24 protein-coding genes are annotated in these 24,736 nt (G+C 67.2%); 7 read left to right on the top strand and 17 right to left on the bottom strand.

Annotated features, from left to right (window positions below):
• Positions 1-37: 37 nt before the first annotated feature.
• From ACFRAU_RS18150 to dxr, 5 genes are all read right to left on the bottom strand, one after another.
• Positions 38-331, bottom strand: a complete 294-nt coding sequence (locus ACFRAU_RS18150; RefSeq protein ID WP_377990890.1) for a YciI family protein — start codon at positions 329-331, stop codon at positions 38-40.
• A gap of 25 nt (positions 332-356) precedes the next feature.
• On the bottom strand, positions 357-878 hold the full coding sequence (locus ACFRAU_RS18145; protein WP_377994195.1) for a hypothetical protein: 522 nt from the start codon (positions 876-878) through the stop codon (positions 357-359).
• Entirely contained in the window at positions 875-1,585 is a 711-nt protein-coding gene (locus tag ACFRAU_RS18140; RefSeq protein WP_377994194.1) for a MarR family transcriptional regulator, read from the bottom strand. The genes ACFRAU_RS18145 and ACFRAU_RS18140 overlap by 4 nt, the downstream gene beginning before the upstream one ends.
• Before the next feature lie 87 nt (positions 1,586-1,672).
• Positions 1,673-3,004, bottom strand: a complete 1,332-nt coding sequence (locus ACFRAU_RS18135) for a M50 family metallopeptidase (protein ID WP_377994193.1) — start codon at positions 3,002-3,004, stop codon at positions 1,673-1,675.
• Positions 3,005-3,023: 19 nt separating this feature from the next.
• Positions 3,024-4,238, bottom strand: a complete 1,215-nt coding sequence (gene dxr / locus ACFRAU_RS18130) for a 1-deoxy-D-xylulose-5-phosphate reductoisomerase (RefSeq protein WP_377994192.1) — start codon at positions 4,236-4,238, stop codon at positions 3,024-3,026.
• A gap of 231 nt (positions 4,239-4,469) precedes the next feature.
• Here dxr and ACFRAU_RS18125 point away from each other — a divergent pair, with 231 nt between their 5' ends.
• Positions 4,470-5,915 carry a lipase maturation factor family protein gene (locus ACFRAU_RS18125; protein WP_377994209.1) on the top strand — a complete coding sequence of 482 codons (1,446 nt, stop codon included), beginning with the start codon at positions 4,470-4,472 and terminating at the stop codon, positions 5,913-5,915.
• An 81-nt stretch (positions 5,916-5,996) separates the two neighbouring features.
• On the opposite strand, the gene ACFRAU_RS18120 is transcribed toward ACFRAU_RS18125, so the two are convergent.
• The 7 genes from ACFRAU_RS18120 to ACFRAU_RS18090 all read right to left on the bottom strand — a co-directional run bounded on the left by ACFRAU_RS18120 (position 5,997) and on the right by ACFRAU_RS18090 (position 14,013).
• Complete coding sequence (locus ACFRAU_RS18120) at positions 5,997-6,827, bottom strand: HpcH/HpaI aldolase/citrate lyase family protein (RefSeq protein WP_377994191.1); 831 nt, start codon at positions 6,825-6,827, stop codon at positions 5,997-5,999.
• Positions 6,828-6,842: 15 nt separating this feature from the next.
• Positions 6,843-7,370, bottom strand: a complete 528-nt coding sequence (locus tag ACFRAU_RS18115) for a MaoC family dehydratase (RefSeq protein WP_377994190.1) — start codon at positions 7,368-7,370, stop codon at positions 6,843-6,845.
• Positions 7,367-8,107, bottom strand: coding sequence for a CoA transferase subunit B (locus tag ACFRAU_RS18110; protein ID WP_377994189.1), 741 nt, complete (start codon positions 8,105-8,107; stop codon positions 7,367-7,369). The genes ACFRAU_RS18115 and ACFRAU_RS18110 overlap by 4 nt, the downstream gene beginning before the upstream one ends.
• A 2-nt stretch (positions 8,108-8,109) precedes the next feature.
• Entirely contained in the window at positions 8,110-8,952 is an 843-nt protein-coding gene (locus tag ACFRAU_RS18105) for a CoA transferase subunit A (protein WP_377994188.1), read from the bottom strand.
• 72 nt (positions 8,953-9,024) lie between these two features.
• Complete coding sequence (locus ACFRAU_RS18100; protein WP_377994187.1) at positions 9,025-10,200, bottom strand: acyl-CoA dehydrogenase family protein; 1,176 nt, start codon at positions 10,198-10,200, stop codon at positions 9,025-9,027.
• Positions 10,201-10,202: 2 nt separating this feature from the next.
• Entirely contained in the window at positions 10,203-12,398 is a 2,196-nt protein-coding gene (locus ACFRAU_RS18095; protein ID WP_378000945.1) for an acetyl/propionyl/methylcrotonyl-CoA carboxylase subunit alpha, read from the bottom strand.
• Positions 12,399-12,405: 7 nt separating this feature from the next.
• Positions 12,406-14,013 (bottom strand): carboxyl transferase domain-containing protein, encoded by a 1,608-nt coding sequence (locus tag ACFRAU_RS18090; protein WP_378000944.1) that lies wholly within the window; start codon positions 14,011-14,013, stop codon positions 12,406-12,408.
• A 144-nt stretch (positions 14,014-14,157) separates the two neighbouring features.
• Between ACFRAU_RS18090 and ACFRAU_RS18085 the strand changes: the two genes are divergently transcribed.
• Entirely contained in the window at positions 14,158-14,832 is a 675-nt protein-coding gene (locus tag ACFRAU_RS18085; RefSeq protein WP_377994184.1) for a TetR/AcrR family transcriptional regulator, read from the top strand.
• A 90-nt stretch (positions 14,833-14,922) separates the two neighbouring features.
• Here the strand turns inward: ACFRAU_RS18085 and ACFRAU_RS18080 are convergent, their stop codons facing one another.
• The 3 genes from ACFRAU_RS18080 to pdhA are packed head-to-tail and all read right to left on the bottom strand — an operon-like array spanning position 14,923 to position 18,517.
• Positions 14,923-16,335, bottom strand: a complete 1,413-nt coding sequence (locus ACFRAU_RS18080) for a dihydrolipoamide acetyltransferase family protein (RefSeq protein ID WP_378000943.1) — start codon at positions 16,333-16,335, stop codon at positions 14,923-14,925.
• Positions 16,332-17,342, bottom strand: a complete 1,011-nt coding sequence (locus ACFRAU_RS18075; RefSeq protein WP_378000942.1) for an alpha-ketoacid dehydrogenase subunit beta — start codon at positions 17,340-17,342, stop codon at positions 16,332-16,334. Before ACFRAU_RS18075 ends, ACFRAU_RS18080 begins: the two co-directional genes overlap by 4 nt.
• Positions 17,342-18,517 carry a pyruvate dehydrogenase (acetyl-transferring) E1 component subunit alpha gene (gene pdhA / locus ACFRAU_RS18070; RefSeq protein WP_378000941.1) on the bottom strand — a complete coding sequence of 392 codons (1,176 nt, stop codon included), beginning with the start codon at positions 18,515-18,517 and terminating at the stop codon, positions 17,342-17,344. The genes ACFRAU_RS18075 and pdhA overlap by 1 nt, the downstream gene beginning before the upstream one ends.
• Before the next feature lie 196 nt (positions 18,518-18,713).
• Between pdhA and ACFRAU_RS18065 the strand changes: the two genes are divergently transcribed.
• From ACFRAU_RS18065 to ACFRAU_RS18050, 4 genes are all read left to right on the top strand, one after another.
• Positions 18,714-19,187, top strand: a complete 474-nt coding sequence (locus tag ACFRAU_RS18065; protein ID WP_377994180.1) for an Lrp/AsnC family transcriptional regulator — start codon at positions 18,714-18,716, stop codon at positions 19,185-19,187.
• Between the two features lie 141 nt (positions 19,188-19,328).
• Positions 19,329-20,042 carry a hypothetical protein gene (locus ACFRAU_RS18060; RefSeq protein WP_378000940.1) on the top strand — a complete coding sequence of 238 codons (714 nt, stop codon included), beginning with the start codon at positions 19,329-19,331 and terminating at the stop codon, positions 20,040-20,042.
• Between the two features lie 127 nt (positions 20,043-20,169).
• Positions 20,170-20,574, top strand: coding sequence for a DUF4383 domain-containing protein (locus tag ACFRAU_RS18055; protein ID WP_378000939.1), 405 nt, complete (start codon positions 20,170-20,172; stop codon positions 20,572-20,574).
• 18 nt (positions 20,575-20,592) lie between these two features.
• On the top strand, positions 20,593-21,204 hold the full coding sequence (locus ACFRAU_RS18050; protein ID WP_378000938.1) for a hypothetical protein: 612 nt from the start codon (positions 20,593-20,595) through the stop codon (positions 21,202-21,204).
• Positions 21,205-21,342: 138 nt separating this feature from the next.
• On the opposite strand, the gene ACFRAU_RS18045 is transcribed toward ACFRAU_RS18050, so the two are convergent.
• Together ACFRAU_RS18045 and ACFRAU_RS18040 are read right to left on the bottom strand one after the other, a co-directional pair.
• Positions 21,343-22,959, bottom strand: coding sequence for a cation acetate symporter (locus ACFRAU_RS18045; protein ID WP_378000937.1), 1,617 nt, complete (start codon positions 22,957-22,959; stop codon positions 21,343-21,345).
• Positions 22,956-23,351, bottom strand: a complete 396-nt coding sequence (locus ACFRAU_RS18040; protein WP_378000967.1) for a DUF485 domain-containing protein — start codon at positions 23,349-23,351, stop codon at positions 22,956-22,958. The genes ACFRAU_RS18045 and ACFRAU_RS18040 overlap by 4 nt, the downstream gene beginning before the upstream one ends.
• 164 nt (positions 23,352-23,515) lie before the next feature.
• On the opposite strand from ACFRAU_RS18040, the gene ACFRAU_RS18035 reads away from it, so the two are divergent.
• Positions 23,516-24,730 (top strand): sensor histidine kinase, encoded by a 1,215-nt coding sequence (locus ACFRAU_RS18035; protein ID WP_378000936.1) that lies wholly within the window; start codon positions 23,516-23,518, stop codon positions 24,728-24,730.
• Positions 24,731-24,736: the final 6 nt, after the last annotated feature.

Genomic DNA, 24,736 nt, shown 5'->3' with positions numbered 1-24,736 from the left:
GGACTCCTTGAATTCGAAAATCGGTGGTGCGGGGCGGCTAGGCTGCGTGCTCAGCCAGGAGACCGGTCACGGGTGCCCATTCGGTGGTTCGCGTGCCGGAAATGACGCCAGCTGCCGCGAAGGGATCCTGCCGGAGGATCTCGTTGAGTGCGGCTTCGTCGGCCGCCTTGAAAATGAGCAGGGCGCCTGCGCCGTCGCCGTAGGGTCCGCTGGCAAGAAGGGTGCCGTCCTGCGCCAGTCCTGCAGTCCACTCACGGTGTGCGGGGCGGGTGGCCGCGCGCGTTTCGGAGGACTCGGCGTCGTATACGTACTCAACAGCAAAAACAGTCATAGAGACACCCTATCCCGCAGCAGGGCTAGCCGAGGAGCACGACCTTTGTGAAGGCGGCAACTCCCGCCGCCCAGAGCATGGAGGCCAGGGTGCCGATGATGAACCGCTCCGCAGCCACGGGCGTTTCCTTGAGCTCCGCGAACCGGCCCAGGCCCTTGATGGCCACCACATACGCGATGGCCACGGGCTGCCCGGCGAGGATGGCCAAGCAGACAGCCAGCCGCTCGAGCACTCCGATGATGGCCCCGCCCCGGAGAATCCGTGTGGCCGGAGCCGCGCCTCCGGGTTCCGGCGCGGCGGCGCTCCCGGCGTCCACCGTGATGTCACCGTTCACCGTGTTGCCCCTATCGTCTGCGGCCCGGCTGTCGGCAGTGGCGGGACTGTCCACGGTCACGTCCGCCGACGGATCGTCAGCGCCGTCCCTGCCTGTGGCGGCGGCATCGGCTTTGTCGTCGATAGTGCGGGCCAGGCGGAAAACCAGCGCTGTGACAGGCCAGCCTACGAACCCGGCCGTCAGCAGGGCGGCTGCGATCCAGACAGCGTTCACGGTTCTCCTCGGTTGTCGTCGCCGTCCTGGTTTCCAGAGATGGGGTTCTCGGGGGTGGGGTTCTCAAGATTGAGGCGGTGGGCGGTCGCCAGCAGCATTTTCACCGCTGGCCTTGCCGCCCATTCTTCCTGCCAGCCCGACCGGAGGACGGCCCGGCTCACCGACTGCTCACTGATTCCCAGTTCCCCGGCGGTCTGTTTCTGCAGTCCGTGGCGTCCAGGACCCTGCTCGGTGCCGGCCCCGCCCTTCGCCCGGAGGGCATCCACCACACGCCACTGGGCCTCAGTCCGCTCCTGCACCAGCCTCCCGACCAGCCGCAGCACCGCCTCGGCGTTGGCGCACGCCTCGGCCGCCTCGTGCCCGCGGCTCCCCGCAACCACGGCCGCGGGGACATGGCTCGCGGCCGACTTGGCCCGTTCCACCGCCCTCCGCGCCGCGACAAACGCGGCTCCGGATCCTTCCCGGGGGCTGGCATCCGGTGGCAGGGTTCCCGGACCCACGCCGATTCCCACGTACCAGTGGCCGCTTCGCAGGGCCTGCAGCGCCACGTCGACCACGAGGGCCGGGTCCTGCAGAACCCCCTGCACTTCGTCGCCGACGGAGCGTTCAAAGCGGACACCGGGATGGCCAGCGAGGGCTCCGAGGAGCTCGGGCACACGGTCCACGTCATTGGTGCTGCCACGCTGGTCGATGGTTAGAACGTACATGACTAAACCGTATCCGGCTTATATTCACAGATCAATCATTTCGAGCTGATTTTTGATAATCAGCCGGAAAGAGCTTATAAAAAAAGATCAGCCGAAGAGATTCACCGGCTTAACGATGTCCGCATAGATCAGCAGCGCGCCCATTCCCATGAGCAGCGCGGCCACCACATAGGTCACCGGCAGCAGCTTCGCGATGTCAAACGCGCCCGGGTCGGGTTTGCCGAACAGCTTCGCGACCCGCCGCCGCACGGCCTCGAAGAGTGCGCCGGCCACGTGGCCGCCGTCGAGCGGGAGCAGCGGGATCAGGTTGAAAACGGCAAGGGCAAAGTTCAGCCCGGCGAGGAGTCCCACCAAGGCGGCAAGCCGCGCCTGGGCCGGCACTTCCTCCATTGCGGCCACCTCGCCCGCCACGCGGCCCACGCCCACCACACTGATGGGGCCGTTGGGGTCGCGGGGTTCTTCGCTGAACGCCGCCTTGGCAACTCCAACTACCCGGGCCGGCAGGTTGAGCACCACCCCGGCCACCTGTTTGATGTTCTCCCCTGCCATGGGCAGGACGGACGACGCCGGCTGGGGAACCAAGGCGGTCTGCGCACCGATGCCCAGGAAGCCGACGTCCTGGTACAGGAGCTTTCCGGCGTCGTCCTTCGCCTGGCGACCGTCCGCCCCGACCACCGGGCGTGCGGACAGCACGGGGGTGACGGTGCTGGTCACCGGCGAGCCGTTGCGCACCACGGTGATGGACACTTCCTTGCCGGCGGAAGCACGGATCCAGCCCGTCAGCTGGTCCCAGCTGGTGACGGTTTTCCCGTCGAAGGCGGTGATGACGTCGTTGGGCTTGAGCTGGGCTGCAGCTGCCGGTGTCGGCTTGCAGTCCGCCGAGTTTGGATCGACGGTCTCCCCCACCTTCACCTGGCACTTGGAGACATCGGCGATGGTGGTGGTGGGCTCGGAAATGCCGAAGCCCATGAGGAGCACCGCCGTGAGTACGAGGCCGATCAGCAGGTTCATGGCCGGGCCGCCGAGCATGATGATGATCTTCTTCCAGACCGGGAGCCGGTAGAACACGCGGTGCTCATCCCCGGGTCCCACATCCTCGTGCGCCATGGAACGGGCCTCGCTGGCCAGCGTCTGGAACATGCCGGTGCTGGACGGGCGCACGGAACCGTCCACCTTGTTGGGCGGGTACATGCCGATCATCGACACATAACCGCCAAGCGGAAGCGCCTTGAAGCCGTACTCGGTCTCACCCTTTTTGGTCGACCAGATGGTGGGACCGAAGCCGATCATGTACTTGGTGACGCGCACCTTGAACAGCTTGGCGGGCACCAGGTGGCCCACCTCATGCAGCGCAATAGATACCGCGATGCCGACCGCCACAAAGACGACACCAAGGATAAAGAGAATGACGGGACTCATGCTTGAGATCTGCTGCTTCCTAGAGACTGCTCACTGCTAAACGTTCGTGGGTGCGCGCACGTGCCCATTTCTCAGCATCGAGCACGGATCCGACCGTCAGCCCGGAGGAACCCGAGTGTTCGCTGAGGACGGCCTCGATGGTGTCCACGATGTCCGTGAACCGGATCCTGCCTGCGTGGAAAGCCACGACGGCTTCCTCGTTGGCGGCGTTGAACACTGCGGGATAGGTGCTTCCCAGTCCCGCGGCGTCCTTGGCAAGCCGGACGGCGGGAAAGGCTACGGCGTCCAGCGGCTCGAACGTCCAGCTGGTGGCACGGGTCCAGTCGCAGGGCGTGGCCGCGCTGGGCACCCGGTCCGGCCAGCCCAGGCCCAGCGCAATCGGCAGGCGCATGTCCGGCGGCGACGCCTGGGCAATGGTCGAACCATCCACGAACTGCACCATCGAGTGGATCACGGACTGCGGGTGGACCACCACGTCGATCCGGTCCAGGGGAATGTCGAACAGCAGGTGCGCCTCAATGACTTCCAGGCCCTTGTTCACCAGGCTGGCCGAGTTGGTGGTGACCATCAGGCCCATGTCCCAGGTGGGGTGGGCCAGCGCTTCTTCGGGGGTCACGGCGAACAACTCTTCGCGGGTACGGCCGCGGAAGGGCCCGCCCGAGGCAGTCAGGATGAGCTTGTCCACCTCTGCGGCGGTCCCGGAGCGCAGGCATTGCGCGATGGCCGAGTGCTCGGAGTCAACCGGCACGATCTGCCCCTCCGCTGCGGCGGCCTTGACCAGCGACCCGCCAACGATCAGGGATTCCTTGTTGGCCAGCGCCAGGGTTGCGCCGGATTCCAGTGCGGCGAGCGTGGGCGCCAGCCCGATCGAGCCCGTAATGCCGTTGAGCACCACGTCCGCCTTCACGGCAGCGATCCTGGCCGAGGCGTCGGGGCCGGCGATGATCTCGGGACGGTACTGTCCGATCCCCGCTGCGCGCGCGGCGTCATTGATCAGGTCCCGGAGGCGCCCGGGATCGCCGTCGGCGATGCCCACGGCACCGGCCCGCGTATGCACGGCCTGCCGGGCAAGAAGTTCGAGGTTGCCGCCCCCGGCGCTCAGCGCCACAACCTCGAAAAGGTGCGGGGCGCCGTCGACGACGTCAATCGCCTGGGTGCCGATGGAACCGGTGGATCCGAGAATGACGATGGTGCGCGGCTGGCTGGCTGGACGGCTGGAGCCGGAAGTCTGCATGCCTTAAGTATCTCGCACCGCCGCCGGCCGCCGAACGCGGAGCGCTTCCACGGCCGGCGTAGCTGGGTGTTGATCGAATTGCCATAAAGGGCCGCAGGAGGGACTTGCGGAGCGGCCATTTTTGGCAATGTGGTGAGCATCCTCCGAGCCGCAACACCAACGGCAGGGAAGCCCATCCAGGGCAACCGGCAGCACCTTGACGCGCTTCCGGGCCGGGGTAACGTGGTGCCCGTGGACTGGGCCGCGTGGTTCGATGCGCCGGACTATGAATTCGCCCGGCAGGTGCTGCAGCGCGGTGTCGCCGCACTCTATCTCGTTGCGTTCCTCTCCTCCCTCAACCAGTTCCCCGCACTTCTCGGCGAGCGCGGCCTCCTTCCGGTTCCGGACTACCTCAAATCGTTCAGCCGGATGCGCAGGCCAACCCTGTTCCGCTGGCGTTACTCAGACCGGCTGTTCCGGGCCGTCTGCGCAATGGGGCTGGCCATCTCCGGCCTCCTGGTTCTCGGCCTCCCCCAGCTGGGCCCGCCATGGCTGCCGCTCATCGCGTTCCTGGCGCTGTGGCTGCTCTACATGTCGGTGGTCAACGTGGGGCAGACGTTCTACGGGTTCGGCTGGGAGATGCTGCTGCTGGAGGCCGGCTTCACCGTGGCCTTCCTGGGCTCCGACCAGACCGATCCGCCCCGGACCATCCTGATCCTCGTGGCCTGGCTGGTGTTCCGGCTGGAATTCGGTGCCGGCATGATCAAGATCCGCGGCGGCCGGGAGTGGCGTGACCTCACGGCCCTGTACTACCACCACGAGACCCAGCCGATGCCGGGCCCCCTAAGCCGGCAGGCGCACCTGCTGCCGAAGCCATTCCACCGGCTCGAGGTGGTGGGCAACCACTTCGCCCAACTGGTGGTGCCGTTCTTCCTCTTCGCGCCCCAGCCGCTGGGCAGCATCGCGGCGGGCGTCATCATCTTCACCCAGCTGTGGCTGGTGTCCAGCGGCAACTTCGCGTGGCTCAACTGGATCGCGATCGTGCTGGCCTTCGCCGGCGTCAGCGACTCCGTGGCGCATGCGGTGCTGCCGATCATTCCGCTGGACTGGCACACCACCGGGGAGACGCCGCTGTGGTGGCTTCTCATCACGCTGGCCGCCTCGCTGCTCCTGGTGGTCCTCAGCTACTGGCCCATCCGCAACCTGTTCTCCCACTACCAGCTGATGAACGCCAGCTTCAACCGCTGGCAGCTGGTGAACACGTACGGCGCGTTCGGCACCGTGACGAAGCAGCGCATCGAAGTGGCGGTGGAGGGCACCCTGGACGACGAACCGGACGACGCCGCCGACTGGCGCGAGTACGGCTTCAAGGGAAAACCCGGCGACGTGCGCCGGCTGCCCCGCCAATGGGCTCCCTACCATCTGCGGCTGGACTGGCTCATGTGGTTCCTGCCCCTGCGCACCATCCACGAGGAATGGTTTTACGCTTTCCTGGGCAAACTGCTGGAAGCTGATACAGCGATGCTGCGGTTGCTGCGCCGTGACCCGTTCGACGGCGAACGCCCCCGCTGGGTACGCGCCCGCACCTACCTCTATCGCTTCGCCACCCGGGCGGAGTTCCGGGAGACCGGCCAGCGCTGGATCCGGACGCCGCTCTACGAGGCGATCCCGCCCATTTCCCTGCGGGCAGGGAAATGATGGCGTTCCAAAGATAGCGGGGCCGACGGCGGCCTGCCGGGCCCTGATACACGGCTCACGGCAGGCTACCGGGCCCTGGGGCTACTTTGATCTGCGCAGCACCGACTCCGCGTGCCGAAGGATGGGGCCGTCGATCATCCGGCCCTGGTACTGGAACACGCCCGCCCCGGCTTGCTTTGCTGCCTCCAGCAGGTGCGTGGCGGCGGACACCTCCTCGCCCGAGGGTGCGTAGGCGGCCCGGACGGCGGCCACCTGGCTGGGGTGGATGCAGGCCTTGGAGCCAAACCCGGACGCCGCGGCGTCCCGGGCTTCCGCGGCGAGCCCGTCAAGGTCGGGGATGTTCACGTAGACCGCGTCCACGGCCTGCTTGCCGGCTGCGCCCGCTGCCAGGAGCACCGAGGAGCGGGCGTGCAGCGCAACAGCGCGGTAGCCGCCGTCGTCGTTCCTGCTGGACGTGCCGCCGAGGAACGCAAGCAGGTCCTCCGCCCCCCACATCATGGCCACCACGTTGGGTTCGGCGGCAATGGCGGGTGCGTGGACCACACCCGCGGCCGTCTCGCACAGGGCTATCACGTGGAAGTCCGGAAGGGCCCGGAGTTGGCTGGCGCTCTCCGCCTTCGCCAGCATGACGGTGCGGTAGGGGGTGTGGGCCAGGCAGTGCAGGTCCTTTTCGAAGTCCTCGGTGCCGGCCGGGTTGATCCTGATGATGGTGCGGCTGGGATCCAGCTCCGGGCCCTCGCCGGAGCCGCCGAGCTGGGCCAGGATGGCGCCCCGTGCCCGCTGCTTGTCCGGCGCCGCTACGGCGTCCTCGAGGTCCAGAATGACGGCGTCGGCGCGTTCGGCGGCCTTTTGGAAGCGTTCGGGACGGTCGGCAGGGCAGAAAAGCAGGGCGGGGCCCATCACAAAAGTCATAGACTCATTGTCCGATTATTTGCCCCGCTGCGCCTCTATATGCGCATCGCGCGTCCACATGAGGCAGCTCCGCGTGGCCAGCGCCACCACCGTTCCGCCCTGGTTGCGCCCCGTGTGCTGCATGGTGACTACGCCCTGCCCCGGCCGTGAGCCGGACAGCCGTTTCCCGGTAATGACGGTCTCCGTATAAAGCGTGTCACCGTGATAGAGCGGGTGCGGGAAGGAGACGTCCGTCAGCCCCAGCTGCGCAATGATGGTGCCCTGGGTCAGCTGGCCGACGGACTGCCCCACCACCGTCGCCAGCGTGAACATCGAGTTCACCAGCCGCTGGCCGAAGGGCTGGCCCGCGCTCCAGGCCGCGTCCAGGTGCAGCCCCTGCGTGTTCATGGTCATGGTGGTGAACAGCACGTTGTCCGTCTCCGTGACGGTCCGACCGGGTCGGTGGGCGTAAACGACGTCTTCCTCGAGCTCCTCGAAGTAGAGCCCGCGCTGCTCGATGACACGCGCACCGCCGGTGGTTGAGCCTGTCGAAACCGCGCTCATACGGTGAGTTCCTGGTCTTCCTCGAACAGCTCCGCACCGGTGGCCGCGGCAACATCCTCCGCCGACACGTTCGGGGCCAGTTCGCGCAGGACCAGCCCGTCGGGGGTGACGTCCAAGACAGCGAGGTCGGTGATGATCCGGTCCACGCAGGCCTTGCCCGTCAAAGGCAGCGAGCAGCGTTCCACGATCTTCGGTTTCCCGCTGCGGTCCACGTGCTCCATCATGACGATCACCTTTTTGGCGCCAAAGACCAGGTCCATTGCCCCGCCCATCCCCTTGACCATCTTTCCGGGGATCATCCAGTTGGCGAGGTCCCCGTTGGCGGCCACCTCCATGGCGCCGAGCACTGCCACATCCACGTGGCCGCCGCGGATCATGCCGAAGGACTGCGCGGAGTCGAAGAACGCGGCGCCCTTGTTAACGGTGACGGTCTCCTTGCCGGCGTTGATGAGGTCCGGGTCCACCTCGTCCTCGCCGGGGTAGGGGCCGACGCCAAGGATGCCGTTTTCGGAGTGCAGGACCACCTCAACGCCGGCCGGGATGTAGTTGGGAATCAGGGTGGGCATGCCGATGCCGAGGTTCACGTACTGGCCGTTGCTCAGCTCCTGGGCCACCCGGGCGGCGAGCTCGTTGCGTGTCCAGCCCTTGCCCTCGGGGTGGGAGGATGCTGCACGCCGGTACTCGTGACGGACGGCCTCGGGGCGCGGGGGCGCCCCCTGCGAGCTGTTCGACTCCATGGCTACGCTCCTGCCTGTTCGCTGGTTCCTGTGCTTCCTGCCGTGCCGGTGGTTTGTGCCGTGCCGGTGCTGCCCGGCTGGGCTGCGGATGCCGCGGACAGCGCCACCGTCCGCTTCTCAATGCGTTTCTCGGACTCGGGCACCACCACCACCCGCTGGACGAAGATGCCGGGCAGGTGGACGTGCTCGGGATCCAGTTCGCCCGGTTCCACGAGTTCCTCCACCTCCGCGATAGTGATCCGTCCTGCCATGGCGCAGAGCGGGTTGAAGTTCATGGCTGTGGCGTGGAAGACCAGGTTCCCGTGGCGGTCGCCCTTCCAGGCGTGGACCAGGCCGTAGTCAGGGGTCAGTGATTCCTCGAGGACGTAGTCGACGCCGTCGAAGCTCCGCACTTCCTTGGCCGGGGATGCGATGGCGATGCCGCCGTCGGCGTCGTACTTCTGCGGCAGGCCGCCGTCGGACACCTGCGTCCCCACCCCCGCCTTCGTGTAAAAAGCGGGGATGCCGGCGCCGCCTGCGCGCAGCTTCTCGGCCAGGGTGCCCTGCGGGGTGAGGACCACCTCCAGTTCGCCGGCGAGGTACTGCCGGGCGAACTCCTTGTTCTCCCCCACGTACGAGCTGACAGTCCGGCGGATCCTGCCGTCCCGGAGGAGTATTCCCAGCCCCCAGTCGTCAACGCCGCAGTTGTTGCTGACAGTCTCCAGGTCCCTGGTGCCATGGCGGTGGAGGGCATCGATGAGCGCCACCGGGATCCCGCACAGTCCAAAACCCCCGACGGCGAGCGACGCGCCGTCGGATATGTCGGCGACCGCTTCGTCAGCGCTGGCAACAACCTTGTCAATCATCGTTGATCCTTTCGGCGTCTCCACAGACCTTCGACAAACACAGACTCCCGGCAGACACGGCCACCGGGGCCGCTAGAGCCCCAGTTCCCGGGCGATCAGCATCAGCTGGACCTCCGTGGTGCCCTCCCCGACCTCCAGGATCTTGGAGTCCCGGTAGTGGCGCGCCACGGTGAACTCATTGATGAAGCCATAGCCGCCGAATACCTGGGTGGCATCCCGCGCGTTGTCCATGGCCGCCTCGCCTGCGACCATCTTAGCTATGGCCGCCTGCGTCTTGAACGGCTTGCCGGCGAGCATCCGGGCGGCCGCATCGTAGTAGGCAAGACGGGCCGTATGGGCCCGTGCCTGCATGCGGGCGATCTTGAAGGCGATGGCCTGGTGCTTGCCGATATTGGTCCCGAAGGCGCTGCGGTCCTTGGCGTAGCGGACCGACAGATCCACGCAGCCCTGCGCGGCGCCGGTGGCCAGGGCCGCGATGGCGATCCTGCCTTCGTCCAGGATGGACAGGAAGTTGGCGTAGCCGCGGCCCCGCTCCCCCAGCAGGTTCGCCTCGGGTACGGTGACGTCCCGCAGTGTCAGCGGATGCGTGTCCGAAGCATTCCAGCCCACTTTGTTGTAGGCCTTCTCAGCTTTGAAGCCGGGCGTGTCGGTGGGCACCAGGATGGTGGAGATCTCCTTCCTGATGCTGCCGTCCTTGCGTTCCTGCTGGCCTGTGACGGCGGTGACCGTGACCAGCTTGCTGATGTCCGTTCCCGAGTTGGTGATGAATTCCTTGTTGCCGTTGATGACCCAGTTTTTGGCGTCTGCGTCGCCTTCGAGCCGGGCCGTGGTCTTCGTGCCGCCGGCGTCGGAGCCCGCCTCCGGCTCGGTCAGGCCGAAGCCGGCGAGCGCCTTGCCGGATGCAAGCAGCGGCAGCCATTCCTGCTTCTGTGCCTCCGTGCCGAAGCGGTAAACGGGCATGGCGCCGAGGGACACCCCTGCCTCCAGCGTGATGGCGACGGACTGGTCCACCCGCCCCAGCTGTTCCAGGGCGAGGGCCAGGGCGAAATAGTCGCCGCCCATGCCGCCGTACTCCTCCGGGAACGGCAGTCCGAACAGCCCCATGTCCGCCATCTGCGCCACCACCTCGTAGGGGAAGCTGTGTTCCTCATCGTGCTTGGTGGAGACGGGGGCCACCACCTCGTCGGCGAACTCGCGGACGGTCTTGCTGAGGTCCTGGTATTCCTCGCTGAGGTCAAAATCGGCCACGGCTAGGCCTCCTTACGTTCTTCTGTTGGATCCTGGGTTGCGGAGCCCGCCGTTTCGGGGCCGGCTGGCTGGTCCGCGTGAATGGTGGCAACGACCTGGTCGGCCTTGACCAGGTCCCCTGTGGTGACGGTGATATGGGCGGTGCCGGCGACCTCGGCCACGAGCTGGTGCTCCATCTTCATGGCCTCCACGGACAGCAGCACCTGTCCCGCCGTCACCGGGTCGCCGTCGTGCACAGCGACGGAGACGACGGTCCCGGGCATGGGTGACCGGACTTCCGGATCGGCTGCGCCCTCTTCCCGTTCGACGGCGGCAAGCACCCGCGCCAGGCGGGACTCGCGGGTGAGCACCTCCAGCCGGCAAGCCCAGCCACCGCTGCCCAGGAAGAGCTCCGTCGGCACCGTGTTGTCGGGACCCGGGGGTACGGGCCCCTTGTGCACCGGGGCGAGCGAGTACACCCGGGCTTCGTGGCCCAGAGTCAGCTCTGCGTGGTGGCGTTCCGGGAAACGAAGTGAGGCCGTGCGCTGCGGTCCGCCGTCGACGGCCACTGCCGCGGTGCCTTGCCCTACTGAGCCGTACACCTCAACCGTGGCGACACCGCCGCCGGGCGTCCCCAAACTGATGCGCAGTGGGGCTTGGGCGCCAAGCCTCCACCCGTCGCGGCGCTTCCACGGGTTTGTCCCGGCGGCCTGGGCGTCTTGCTCCTGCGCAGCAGCGACATAGACGGCAACCGCTGCTACCTCCATGTCGCCTGCACGGCGGAAGGAGAACTCCGGCATCTTGCGCTCGATAAGGCCGGTGTCGAGGCGGCCGGCGCGGACGTCGTCGTCATCGATCAGCAGCCGCAGGTATTCCACGTTGGTATCGATGCCAAGGACGGTGTACCCGGCGAGCGCCTCGTCCAGGGTGTCGAGGGCGGCGGCGCGGTCCTCACCCCACGCGATGACCTTGGAGATCATCGGGTCATAGCTCGAAGAGATTTCGAGGCCCTCCAGCAGCGCCGAGTCCACCCGGACGCGTCCCCGGGCTGTTTCGGCTTCGACACGGACGGGGGCGCTGGAGCGGGGCGCCGGCCCAGGCATCTCATCCAGCAGGAGCACGGTTCCCGTCGACGGCAGGAAGTTCTTCTCGGGGACCTCGGCGTACACCCGCGCCTCCACCGAGTGCCCGGCGAGCACGACGTCGTCCTGCTGGACTGTCAGCTCCTCGCCGGCGGCGGTGCGCACCTGCCACTCGACGAGGTCGATGCCGGTGACCATTTCCGTCACGGGATGCTCCACCTGCAGCCGGGTGTTCATTTCCATGAAGAAGAACTCATCCGGGGACTCGTCCGAAACGAGGAACTCCACGGTGCCGGCGCCGGTGTAGTGGACGCTGCGGGCGGCGTTGCAGGCGGCCTCACCGATCTTCGCCCGGACGGCCTCGCCGTCGGGCAGCGACTCCAGCAGCGGGGACGGCGCTTCCTCGATGACCTTCTGATGGCGCCGCTGCAGGGAGCATTCACGTTCCCCCAGGTGGATAACGTTTCCGTGCGTATCGGCCAGCACCTGCACCTCGATGTGCCGCGGGGACCTCACCAGCCGTTCCAGGAACAGGGTGTCGTCTCCAAATGCGCCCGCAGCCACTCGCCGCGCGGTGGCCAGGGCGGACGGCAGGTCCTCCGGGCGCTCCACGGCATGCATTCCCTTGCCCCCGCCGCCGGCAGAGGGCTTGATGAGCAGCGGAAAACCCACGCCCGGGGCGGCCGCCATCAGTTCCTCGTCGGTCATGCCGGGCTCGGCGATGCCCGGGACCACGGGAACGCCGTACCCTGCCACATGGTTCTTCGAGCGGATCTTGTCGCCCATGACGTCCAGGGCCTCCACCCCGGGGCCGATGAAAGTGATGCCGGCGGCCTCCAGTGACCTGGCGAAGTCCGCGTTTTCGCTCAGGAACCCGTAGCCGGGGTGCACCGCCTGGGCGCCGGTTTCCTGGCAGGCCCTGATGATCGCGTCAATGTTGAGGTAGCTCCGGGCCGCCGCGGCGGGGCCGATCCGGACTGCGGCGTCAGCTTCGCGCACGTGGCGGGCACCGGCGTCGGCATCGCTGTAGACCGCAACCGAACGGATGCCCATGGCACGCAGGGTTCTGATCACCCGGCAGGCAATCTCGCCGCGGTTGGCCACGAGGACGGTATGGAACATTGTTTCGTTGGTCATCTCGGGCTCACATTCGGAAGAGGCCGAAGGAGGTCTCCGGCAGCGGGACGCGGGAGACGACGTCGAGGGCCAGGCCCAGTACGGTGCGGGTGTCCGCGGGGTCGATCACGCCGTCGTCCCAGAGCCGCGCCGTGGAGTAGTAGGGGCTGCCCTGGTCCTCGTACTGCTGCCGGATGGGGGCCTTGAAGGCTTCCTCATCCTCGGCGGACCACTCCTGCCCGGCCGCCTCGAACTGGTCGCGCTTGACGGTGGCCAGGACACTCGAGGCCTGGTTCCCGCCCATGACCGAGATCCGGCTGGCCGGCCACATCCACAGGAAGCGCGGTGAATAGGCCCGGCCGCACATCGAGTAGTTGCCGGCACCGAAGGACCCGCCGATCACCACTGTCAGCTTGGGCACGCGAGTGGTGGCCACCGCGGTGACCATCTTGGCGCCGTTCTTGGCAATCCCGCCCTGCTCGTAGTCCTTGCCCACCATGAAGCCGGAGATGTTCTGCAGGAAGAGCAGCGGAATGCCGCGCTGGTCGCACAGCTCAATGAAGTGGGCGCCCTTGAGTGCCGACTCGCTGAACAGCACCCCGTTGTTGGCCACGATGCCCACGGGATGTCCGTGAAGCCTGGCGAATCCGGTCACCAGGGTGGGGCCGTAGTTCTTCTTGAACTCGTGGAAGCGGCTGCCGTCCACCAGCCGGGCGATCACCTCGCGCACGTCGTACTGCGCGTTAACGTCGGTGGGGACGGCGCCGTAGATCTGGCCGGGCTCGGCAACGGGTTCGACGGCGGTGTCCACCTCCCAGGCCGGCGCGGCAGGCCGCGGCAAGGTGGCGACGATGTCGCGGACGATCTGCAGGGCGTGCTCATCGTTTTCGGCCAGGTGGTCTGTGACGCCGGAGATCCGGGAGTGCACGTCGCCGCCCCCGAGCTCTTCAGCGCTGACGATCTCGCCGATGGCGGCCTTCACCAGGGGCGGGCCGCCCAGGAAGATGGTGCCCTGGTTGCGGACGATGACCGTTTCATCGCTCATCGCCGGAACGTAGGCGCCGCCTGCGGTGCAGGAGCCCAGAACGGCGGCGACCTGGGGAATTTTGGCCGCGGACATTCTGGCCTGGTTGAAGAAGATCCGGCCAAAATGCTCCTTGTCCGGGAAGACCTCGTCCTGTTTGGGGAGGAAGGCCCCGCCCGAGTCCACGAGGTAGACGCACGGCAGCCGGTTTTCGAGCGCGATCTCCTGGGCCCTGAGGTGCTTCTTCACCGTCAGGGGATAGTAGGTGCCGCCTTTGACGGTGGCGTCGTTGGAAATCACCAGCACGTGGCGGCCGTGCACCAGGCCGATGCCCGCGATGATGCCGGCGCCCGGTGAATCGTCGTTGTACATGCCGTTAGCCGCCAGCGGGGCGATCTCCAGGAAGGGGCTGCCGTCGTCGAGAAGGCGGTCGATGCGCTCCCGCGGAAGCAGCTTGCCACGCGCCATGTGCCGCTCGCGGGATCTTTCCGGCCCGCCCAGCGCCGTGGTGGCAAGACGTTTCCGCAGCTCATCCGCGAGCGCGCGCTGCGCGAGGCTGTTGGCCTCGAATGCGCTGCCGGCGGTATCCAGCCGGGTGGCGAGTGTCTCCATTGACCGCTTCCATTCCCGGGCACCTCCGGCGGCAGTCCTGCCGCATTTCGGTTAGTGCCTCGTAACTGAGTTTAGGTTAGTCTCTAGTAACTGTGATGTCCAACACAGGATGTTGGTAGAGTTCTTGGGTTCCGAGGAGGAAATGTGCCCACCACAGATCACGGAGAGCTCGCCGCTCCTGTCCAGGCCGCAGCCGGCACTGAGACATCCGTCCGTACGCAGCGCAGCCGGGCGAAGGAGTCACGCCGGCAGGCCCTCCTGTCCGCCGCAGCCACGCTCTTCGCTGTCAACGGGTTCAACCGCGTGTCCCTCGAGGACCTCGGCGCCGCGGCCGGCGTGAGCGGGCCAGCCGTGTACCGCCACTTCCCCGGAAAGCAGGCCGTGCTGGGTGCGCTGCTGCTCACCGTCAGCCAGGACCTGCTCGACGGCGGCCGCCACGTGGTTGCCGACGCCGCCGATCCGTCCGCGGCACTGGCCCGGCTGGTGCAGTTCCACGTGGACTTCGCCCTCAGCAACCCCGACGTGATCCGGGTGCAGGACAGGGATTTCAGTAACCTGACCAGCGAGGACCAGGCACAGGTGCGGGCCCTGCAGCGCAGCTACGTGGAGGTGTGGGTGGACGTGCTCGCGGGCATCCACGGCACAACGGACACGGCCGACCTTCGCATGCGCGCCCACGCGACGTTCGGCCTGATCAACTCCACACCGCACTCCGTCCGTAACCACGGCCGGCGGATGGCCATCAAGTCGGCCCGCCCGCTCCTGGAGAACATGGCGCTGGCGGCGTTGCTGGTGACTGCCAGTCCGCTGGCCGAGTAACCCTGCTGGCCCATATTGGCTGCAGGCTGCCCGCCGCTCAGGGATGCGAGCGGTAGGCAGCCTGCAGAAAACCGAGCCGAAACCCTGTGGTTAGGTCATCGCGAAGGCCATAGCGGGGTCCGCGAGCAGGGCGCCGATGCCGGCCAGGAACCTGGATCCCTGCTCGCCGTCCACCAGCCGGTGGTCGAAGGACAGGCTCAGCGTCATGACCTGCCTCAGCGCGACCTCACCCTGGTACTCCCAGGGGGTTTTCCGCACGGCGCCCATGGCGAGGATAGCGGCCTCCCCCGGGTTGAGAATGGGTGTGCCGGCGTCGATGCCGAAGACACCGATGTTGGTGATGGAGATGGTGCCGCCGGAGAGGTCTTTCGGGCCGGTCTTGCCGGCCCTGGCACTATCCGTCAGTTCCGCGAGCGCCGTGGAGAGGTCGATGAGCGTCAGGCGGTCGGCATCCTTGATGTTGGGAACCGTGAGGCCGCGCGGCGTGGCGGCCGCGATGCCGAGGTTCACGTAGTTGAACTGGACGATCTCCTGGTTGGCCTCGTCCCACCTGGCATTCAGGCCGGGATTGCGCCGCAGGGCGATCAGGACAGCCTTGGCCACGAGGGTCAACGGCGTGAGCTTGTGGCCGGCAAAGGCCTTGCTTTCCTTGAGCCTGGCCAGCAGTTCCATGGCCGGAGTGACGTCGACCGTCAGGAACTCCGTCACATGCGGGGCCGTGAAGGCGCTGCTGACCATGGCGGCCGCGGTGTACTTGCGGACACCCTTGATCGGCGTACGCACTTCACGATCACCCTGTGCCTGCTGGGGTGCCGTTTCCTGTGCTGCGAGTACCTGGGCTGCCGCGGGAAGGTCCCCGCCGCCCACGAAATGGCTCACGTCCTCACGGGTGATCAGGCCGCTGGGGCCGGTCCCCGCAACCCTCTCCAGGTCCACGCCGAGGTCCTTGGCCAGCTTGCGGACGGGTGGCGTGGAGCGGGGCCGCCCGGCGGGATTGGTCTCCGGGGATGTGGTTTCGACAGGCTCAACCACCGGGGCGTTGGTTTCTGCAGGCCTGGTTTCGACAGGCTCAACCGCCGGGGCTTTGGTTTCGACAGGCTCAACCGGCGGGGCGGGCTCAACCAGCGTCCGCTGCCGGCGGACGGGACGACCGGTGCTTTCGACGACGGCGCCGTACCCCACGAGGTTGGGTTCCCTCTTGGGGAGCGGCGCCTCAGCCGCACCGGCGGCGCCGGGCTGGTTACCGGCGTCGTCCTTTACCTCGAACGAGACGATCGGCTTGCCCACCTCCACCACGGTTCCCGGCTGTTCGTGCAGGGCCGTGATCACGCCCGCGAACGGTGAGGGCAGTTCCACCACTGCCTTGGCGGTTTCCACTTCGGCGATGATCTGGTTCAGGCTGACGGTGTCCCCGACCCCCACTTTCCAGCTGACGATTTCGGATTCGGTCAGTCCTTCGCCGAGATCGGGCAGCCGGAATTCCTTGATCATGGTGGCGGTCATCCTTCCAGCCCGCTCAGCGAATTCGGCCGGCCCAGCGCGCGGTCCACGCCGTCCAGAATCCGGTCCAGGTTCGGAAGGTGGTGCATCTCCACCTTCGAATAGGGGTAGGGCACATCAAACCCGGTGATGCGGACGGGTGCCGCCTCCAGGTGGTAGAAGCAGCGCTCGGTGATGCTGGCCGCAACCTCCGCCCCCAGCCCGCCCGACTGGCCGGCCTCGTGCGTGATCACCAGCCGTCCCGTCTTGCGGACCGAGGCCTCCACGGTGGCGAAGTCCACGGGGGCCAGCGACCGCAGGTCGATGACCTCAACCGAGACGCCCTCGTCCGCGGCGGCTGTGGCGGCATCGCGGGCCGTCTTGACCAGCGGTCCGTAGGCAATGAGTGTGACGTCGCTGCCGTCCGCCACCACCCGGGCCTGGCCCATCGGCGGGGCTGAATTGGGATCCAGCGCCTCGTCCACCTCGCCTTTGTCGTGGTAGCGGCGCTTGGGCTCAAAGAAAATCACGGGGTCATCGCAGGAGATGGCCTGCTGGATCATGGTGTGGGCGTCCTGCGGGCTGGCGGGGGTGATCACGCGAAGGCCGGCCGTGTGGGCGAAGTAGGCCTCGGGCGACTCGGAGTGGTGCTCCGGAGATCCGATGCCGCCGCCGAAGGGGATGCGGATGGTGATGGGCATCTTCACGGCGCCCCGGGTGCGGTAATGCATCTTCGCCACCTGCGAGACGATCTGGTCGAAGGCGGAATAGACAAAACCGTCGAACTGAATTTCCACCACCGGCCGGTAACCGCGGTAGGCCAACCCCACAGCGGTGCCGACGATCCCGGATTCGGCCAGGGGCGTATCAATGACCCGGTGCTTGCCGAAGTCCTTCTGCAGACCGTCGGTTACGCGGAAGACACCGCCCAGCGTGCCGATGTCCTCGCCCATGAGGACCACTTTGGGATCATTCTCGAGGGATTTGCGAAGGCCGGAGTTTATGGCCCGCGCAAAGGTCAGCTGCGTCATCAGCGTGCACCTTCTTCTTGGGTTGCCGCTTCGGGATCACCGAAGCCGGCAAGGTAACGGGAGTACTGGTCCTGCTGGCGGTCCAGCCAGGAGTGGGGGGTGCTGTACACGTGCTTGAAGACGTCCAGGGGTTCGGGATCCGGCATGCCGACGCAGCCTGCACGCAGCTCCCGGGCGACGGCGTCCGCCTTGGTCCGCACGGAAGATTCGAACTCCTCGGTGAACAGGCCTTTCCGGTCAAGCAGCGCATGGACGCGGCCGATCGGGTCCTTTGCCGCCCAGTCCTCGAGTTCGTTGGCGTCGCGGTACCGGGTGGGGTCATCCGCCGTCGTATGCGGTCCCATCCTGTAGGTGACGGCCTCGATGAAGGTGGGACCGCCGCCGCGGCGGGCGCGGTCGAGGGCAACGCGCGTGGCAGCCATGACCGCCAGCACATCGTTGCCGTCAACGCGCATGCTGGGCATGCCAAAGCCGCTCCCCCGATCCGCAAGATGGGTATGGGACTGCAGACGCACAGGTTCGGAGATGGCCCAGTGGTTGTTTTGGCAGAAGAACACCAGCGGCACCTGGTAACTGGCCGCAAAGACCATGGCCTCGTTGACGTCCCCCTTGCTGGTGGCTCCGTCGCCGAAGTACGCAATCGCCGCGGAATCGGCGCCGTCGTTCTGGATTCCCATGGCGTAGCCGGTGGCGTGCAGCGTCTGCGCCCCAATGACGATCTGTGGAATCGCCATGTTGACCGTGTACGGGTCCCAGCCGCCGGAGGCAGCACCGCGCCAGACACGCAGGATGTCCGCCAGGTCCACCCCGCGGCAGTAGGCCACGCCGTTCTCGCGGTAGCTGGGGAAGATAAAGTCGTCATCGCGCAGCGCCCGCACGGATCCCACCTGTGAGGCCTCCTGGCCCAGCAGCGGCGGCCAGAGGCCCAGTTCGCCCTGGCGCTGCAGCGCGGTGGCCTCTTGGTCGATCCGCCGGATCACCACCAGGTCCTCGTAGAGCGAGCACAGCTGCTCGTCTGACACGTCCTTGACCCAGGGATCATACTCCGGATGGCTGACACGCTCCCCTGCGGGGGTAATCAGCTGAACCATGCTGTGGCCTGCGCCACCCTGGTGCCCTGTCTTGTTGTCCCGGCCGGCGGCTGTTCCGCCCTGGCCCGCATCGTCTGTCACCACTGTTGCCGCAACCTTCTGACGTCGTGTAACCATCCCGCGGCAGGACTCGTGATTCCGCCGCATTCCGGCCTCCCGGGCGCCTCTGCCCCGGTTAATTGTGACCATACTCACAATGTTCAGGTGGTACAACCGCCGCGGCAAAAACTGAGCACAATGCACTGTCTGGCGGCTCCAGACCGTGCTAGCCTTGCGCATTATGCAAGCTTTGGATGGCACAGACACCCGGCTGCTCTCCGCCCTGGCACAGGATCCGCGCCGCACCGTGGTGGCCCTGGCCCAGAAGCTCGGCCTCTCCCGCAACACTGTCCAGGCGCGGATGGCCCAGCTCGAGAAGAAGCACGCTTTCCTCTCGTTCGAGCGGCGCATCAACCCGGCGTCCCTGGGCTATCCGCTGATGGCTTTCATCTCTGTGCATGTCCAGCAGCAAAAGCTCGGTTCCCTCGCCGAGGAACTGGCGGCCGTGCCGGAGATCCTCGAGGGCTACGGACTCACGGGCTCGGCCGACCTGCTGCTGCGCGTGGTGGCCCTGGACGCCGAGGACCTCTTCCGGATCAACGGGAAGATCCTGGCCTGCGACGGCGTTGAGAGGACTGATACGGCCCTGGCCATGGGTGAACTGATACCTTTCCGTATCCAGCCATTGCTTGAGCGCAACTCAGCTGAAGACTGACCGCAGGGGGCGGCCGTAACCACGGGACAACATCGCCGTTCCGGGCCGCCGGCCCTATAGGCTATTCCACAAAAGTGACCGGGCGCCGGCTGTGCCCTGTAAGTTGGAGCGCCGCTGGTGCGGTGCCGGAAAGGCCCACCCTTGAGCAATCCCCCGCTCCCCCCGCAGCAGCCCGGCGCACAACAGCCCGGTCCCCCGCATGCTGGTCCTGCGCAGTCTGGCCCGGACCAGCCGGAACCGTACAAGCCCGGCCCCTATCAGGCGGGTCCGTATCCATCCGGCCCGGACCAGCCGGGCCCGCAGCAGCCCGGCCCCTACCAGCAAGGCCCCCAGCAGCCCGGCCCCTACCAGCAGGGTCCGCAGCAGCCACCTGGCCGGCGGGCGCTCACGCCATCGCCGTTCGGTTTGCCCGGCCTGCCCCCGGCCAGGAGCCGCAAGGGCGTCTGGATCGTCGTTGGCATCGTGGCAGGTGTGCTGTTGCTGGTGGTCGTCGGGGTGCTGCTCCTGGTGAACCTCGTGGGCGGAGCCACGCGGCAGGCCGGGGACCTGGCGGACAGCTTCACCAAGCTGGTCATCGCCGGCGAGACGGACAAGGCCTACAACGACTACATGGACCCCAGCCTCAAGGAGCAGCTGAGCCGCGAGGAATTCGCTTCCGGCGTTAAGAGCCTCCAGTTGGATCCGTCCTGCACCACGGCGTATGACGACCTCAAAGTCAGCACCCAAAACGGCAGCAGCATCGCGGATGTCGCGGGGCTCATCAAATGCCCGGGCAAGGACATCGAACTCGTGTACCGCTTCGCCGGCAAGGACGGCCTGAAGCTGGTCACCATCAAGCTCCGGCCAAAGGCCTGACTCACATACAAACGCCCACCCATCCAAGCGCGCATCGGACCCGAATTGCTTCCGAGAGCCCCGACCGGGGCTCCGCAATCTGGCCGGGGCACCAGCCCCGGCCGGCAACCGGAAGGAATTTTGGGCCATGCGCAACTCACCGAACCGACTTATCGCCACAGTCTTCGGAGCCGTCTACCTGCTGGTGGGCCTTGTCGGCTTCGCCGTGACCTCGGGAGTCGGCTTCTTCTCCAATGAAGGCGCCAACCTGATCATCTTCGAGGTCAACCCGCTGCACAACGTGATCCACCTGGCCATCGGCGCCGCGCTGCTCTACGCCGGGATCAAGGACATCCAGCTTTCGCGCACCGTCAACACAGCAGTGGGTGCGGTGTACCTGCTGGTCGGCATCCTCGGCCTGTTCCTGCTCAGCTCGCCGCTCAACATCATTGCCCTCAACGGTGCGGACAACGTTCTCCACCTGGCGAGCGCCGTCCTGCTGCTCGGCGTCGGCCTGTCTTTGGACAAGCTCCCCGCCACGGCCCGCGCCTAGACGTCCCAGCGCCTCAAGATGACGACCAGCCAGGCCATCCCGGCAACCCCGGGACCCGCGGCAACGCAGGAACTGTCCCGGTCCGATGCCGTGCGGCTCTTCGCCGGCTTTGCCGGGCTCGGCGCCGCAGCGGTCAACCTCGCCGTGGCCTCCAGCCTGTTGGCCGCCGCCGACCCCGCCCTCCCGGTGAGGGCCGCCGGCGCCGCGGCCGCCCTGCTCTGGGGATCGGCCCTGCTGGGGTGGACCGTTGCCGGGCTGGGCAGGAGCAGGTTCCCGCTGCCGCGGGCCTCCACCGTCCTGCTGCCCGCCGCTGCCGCCGCGCATGTGGTTGCCATTGTTCTGGGCGCAGGCAGCGGCATGGCGGGCCTGGGCATCAGCCACCTCGCCGCACTTCTGCTGACCCTGATGATCATCGCGGCCACGTCCTGGCTCGGCCGCACGTCCCCCACACTTCCCCGCGGATCCGGACAGACCGCGTCGGCCCGGCTGGGTGCCGGGCCGCTGCTCGCGGCCGCCTTCGCCGGGGCGCTGCTGGTAGCCGCCATCACGACGCCGGGACTCGCCGCGTCGACGGCGGGCCAGTTCGCGGTGCCGCACAGTGGTCACACCGGAGGCCACCACTCGCCTTGAGCGGCAGGCTTACCCCCGACGGCGACTGGCACCGCCGCCGACTGGCACCGACGGCGGGCAATCCACAGCCAGGAGCCCCCGCGCACATGAACTGGTCACGTGCGCGGGGGCTCCTGCCCTGTGTGGCCGAGGTTAGCTTCAGTGCTCCACGGCCTTCTCCGCGCCTACCCCGGTCAGCGACCGGACCTCCATTTCGGCCTGCTTGCTGCGGTCCTCCTGCTTCTTGTCCAGGACCGTGCCGAGCCAGCCCAGCAGGAAGGCAAGCGGGATGGACACAATGCCCGGGTTGCTCAGCGGGAAGACGGCGAAGTTGGCGCCCTTGATCATGGAGGCGGCGCCGCCGGACACCACCGGTGACAGCGCGATCAGGATGATGGCCGACGCGAGCCCGCCGTACATGCTCCAGATGGCGCCCTGCGTTGTGAACCGGCGCCAGAACAGGGAGTAGATGATGGTGGGCAGGTTGGCGGAGGCCGCCACGGCGAACGCCAGGGCCACCAGGAACGCCACGTTCTGGCCATTGGCAAAGATCCCGCCCAGGATGGCGAGGATGCCAATCACAATCACAGTGCGGCGTGCCACCTTAACTTCAGTGCCGGCGTCGGCCTTTCCCTTTGCGATGACGTTGGCATAGATGTCATGGGCGAACGAGGCGGCGGCGGTGATGGTGAGGCCGGCAACCACGGCGAGGATCGTGGCGAAAGCCACGGCCGAAATGAAGCCCAGCAGCAGCGGGCCGCCCAGGTGGAAGGCCAGCAGCGGCGCCGCGGAGTTGACGCCGCCCGGGGCGCCCTTGATGGTGTCCGCCCCCACGAGGGCGGCGGCGCCGTAGCCGAGGACCAGCGTGAAGATGTAGAACAGGCCGATCAGCCAGATGGACCACACGACCGACTTACGGGCTTCCTTGGCGGTGGGCACGGTGTAGAAGCGCATCAGCACGTGCGGCAGGGCGGCCGTGCCCAGCACCAGGGCAAGGCCCAGGGACATGAAGTCCAGCTTGGACGTTTCCGTCTTGCCGTACTGCAGCCCGGGGTTGAGCACCGCCGGGTTGTTGGCCGCGTCGACCGCGCCGCCCAGCAGGTTGGACAGGTTGAACCCGTAGATGGCCAAAACCCAAAGGGTCATGACGGCGGCTCCGGCGATCAGCAGGATGGCCTTGATGATCTGCACCCAGGTGGTGCCCTTCATGCCGCCAATCAGCACGTACATGATCATCAGCGCGCCGACGACGATGATCACCAACGCCTGGCCGCCCCAGTCCCCGATGCCGAGCAGGAGTGAGATCAGGCTTCCGGCGCCGGCCATCTGGGCCAGGAGGTAGAAGAAGCAGACGGCCAGCGTGGAGATGGCAGCCGCGATGCGCACCGGGCGCTGCCGAAGGCGGAACGAAAGGACGTCGGCCATGGTGAACTTGCCGGTGTTCCGGAGCAGCTCCGCCACCAGCAGCAGGGCCACCAGCCAGGCGACCAGGAAGCCGATGGAGTACATGAAGCCGTCGTAGCCGTTGATGGCGATGGCCCCGGTGATGCCCAGGAAGGAGGCCGCTGACAGGTAGTCGCCCGCGATGGCCGTGCCGTTCTGGGAGCCGGTGAAGGAACGGCCGGCGGCGTAGTAGTCGGCGGCCGTCTTGTTGTTGCGGCTGGCCCGGAGCACGATGACCATGGTGACGGCGACGAACAAGGCGAAGATGCCCATGTTCAGGAGTGTGGTGTCCTTGAGCGCGGCGACGTCGACCGCTGTGGGGATGGTGATCATTTTGCTTCTCCGCTTGCTGGACTGCCCGGTGCGCTGCTGCCGGATTTGTCGTACCCGTGGCCTTCAATGCCGTGCCGGATGTCTGCGGCGATCGGGTCCAGGCGCCGGTTCGAGTAGCTGACGTACCAGCCGGTGATGGCGAACGTGGTCACGAACTGCAGCAGTCCCATGATGATGCCCACGTTGATGTTGCCCCACACCTTGGTGGACATGAAGTCCACGGCGTAGGCGGCAAGGATGACGTACGCGAAGTACCACAGCAGAAACGCGATCGCCATCGGGAACACAAAGCTGCGGTGGCGCTTGCGCAGTTCCTTGAACTGCTGCGAGGCCTGGACTTCCTCAAAGTCCGCGGACGGCGCCGCGTCCTTGGTTCGGGCATCGTTACCCATCATTCCTCCTCATTGAGACTGTCTTCCACACGGCCGCACCCCACCGGCCAATGTGACTGCCATCACTGTGCGCCGCTGCGTGGACGATAAGCCAGCGATTGCGCGCCGCCGGTCGGCCAACGGCGGCGACGCTGCGCCAAACGGCACGCGCTACGCTGGGCAGCATGCCGGATTCCCCTCTCTATTCCGCAGCCGCCGTGGCCGTTATCGCGTTGGCGGTGGCCGTCGTCGTCGCCGTGGGACTCAAGGTGCTGCGTTCCTTCCGCGAGTTGGGCACCGACGCCGAGCGGGCCACCTACAACACCCTGCACGCCGCCTCGAAAGCCGGGCGGCACCTGCGGACCGGCCTGAATCCCGCGGGCGCCGCCAAGGCCAGCCGCCAGCTGCGGGCCCTGCTTGGCTGTGACGCGCTGGCCATCCTGGATGTGTCCGGCGTGCTGGCCTGGGACGGGACCGCGGAGGAACTGCGTCCCGGGCTGATGGGGCTCGCCGCTGACGTGCTCTCCAACGGGAGGACCCAGGTTTTCAACGCCGCCGACCTGTTGCTCCACTCCCCCAGGTCCGGGCCGGTCTCCAAGTCCGGGTCTGTCGCCGCCGCCGTCGTGGCTCCAGTCCGGGCGGGCTCGCGCGTGGTGGGAGCGGTGGCAGCCTTCGCCCCTCAAGCGGGGGCAGGGCTGGTGCGCGCCACCACCGAAGTGGCCGACTGGGTGGCCGCACAGGTTGAGCTGGCCGAGCTGGACGCCTCCCGGACCCTCCTCATGGAGGCGGAGGTGCGGGCCCTCCGCGCCCAGATCAGCCCGCACTTCATCTACAACTCGCTGAACGCCATAGCTTCCTTCATCAACACCGATCCGGCCCGGGCGCGGGAACTGGTGGTGGAGTTCGCGGACTTCACCCGGTACTCGTTCCGGCGGCACGGGGATTTCACCACGCTCGCCGAGGAGCTGCGGTGCATCGACAGGTACCTGCTGCTGGAGCGGGCCCGGTTCGGCGAGCGGGTGCAGGTGAGCCTGCGGATCGCGCCGGAGGTGCTGAGCACGGTGATTCCGTTCCTGAGCCTGCAGCCGCTCGTGGAGAACGCGGTCCGGCACGGCCTCGAGGCAAAAGAGGGACCGGGCCACATCACCATCTGTGCCAACGATTCGGGCGCGTTCGCGGAGGTCACCATCGAGGACGACGGCGTGGGGATGGACCCGGTGCAGCTGCAGTCCATGTTGGCCGGCCACACGGACGGTGAGCACGTGGGCCTGCGGAACGTCGACGCCCGGCTCCGGCAGGTGTACGGCGACGAGCACGGCCTGGTGATCGAGACGGCTCCCGGCGAGGGCACGCTCATCACGATGCGGGTGCCCAAGTCCCAGCCGGACCATGATGCCTGAAGATAA

Origin of the sequence: Arthrobacter sp. NPDC056691 (genome assembly GCF_042791415.1) — a bacterium.
In the GTDB taxonomy this organism is placed as follows: domain Bacteria; phylum Actinomycetota; class Actinomycetes; order Actinomycetales; family Micrococcaceae; genus Arthrobacter.
This window is presented reverse-complemented; position numbering and strand designations above follow the sequence as displayed.